The organism is Methylobacterium aquaticum (genome assembly GCF_001043915.1).
Taxonomy (GTDB): domain Bacteria; phylum Pseudomonadota; class Alphaproteobacteria; order Rhizobiales; family Beijerinckiaceae; genus Methylobacterium; species Methylobacterium aquaticum.
Genome location: NZ_LABX01000462.1, coordinates 1 through 629 on the forward strand (window position 1 = coordinate 1; position 629 = coordinate 629).

Below are 629 nucleotides of genomic sequence, written 5' to 3' on the forward strand. Positions count from 1 at the left end.
CGGAGGCGTCGGCGGCTCCCGGCGCACGCTTCGCTGCTCCGCCCTGCCATCGGGGCACCGATGCGACGCGGGCCGCTCCCGGTCCGGCAGTCGATCCCCTCTGCGGCCCACTTGAGGGCGCGACGAAAGCATGTCACGATCAATCAAGCAGTCGCTATTTACGGTTGTTTAACCAATCTAAATTTGCCGTGATGGGCGAATTTGTCCTGATGCCGCTGCGTCGTGCGATGCGCGGCCGGGATCGTCTCCGCTCTCGTGACGCGCGGCGGTGCGGTGGGACGGTCGACCGGTCCGCTCATGAGGAACAGGCAAGAGGGGTGGGATGTTCGGGCAAGGCACCCAGACGAGACCGGCGGGCCTGCTGACTCAGCGCCATATTCGGGTGCCGAGCAGTGGCGACGATCAGGATGGCTGCCTGATCTATCTCGGCGACCAGTTGGTCTCGCGGCTGGTCCGCCTGCAAGCCAGCACCGCCCCGCCGGAGCATCGCCACAAATGGCGGGTCGCGGAGACCTACGGCCCCGGCATGGCGCTGGCCTGCGCCCCACTCTTCGACACGCCCGACGCCGTGATCGATTGGATTGCCCGCCACCTGCCGCGTCCGGCCCCGCGTCCCTGGCTGGACGCGC

General features: G+C 68.0%; 1 protein-coding gene. It reads left to right on the top strand.

Features of this window, described 5'->3' with window-relative positions:
- Positions 1 to 322: 322 nt before the first annotated feature.
- Positions 323 to 629 (top strand): hypothetical protein (locus VP06_RS33245; RefSeq protein WP_048468103.1); only part of this gene is annotated, 307 nt, incomplete at its 3' end.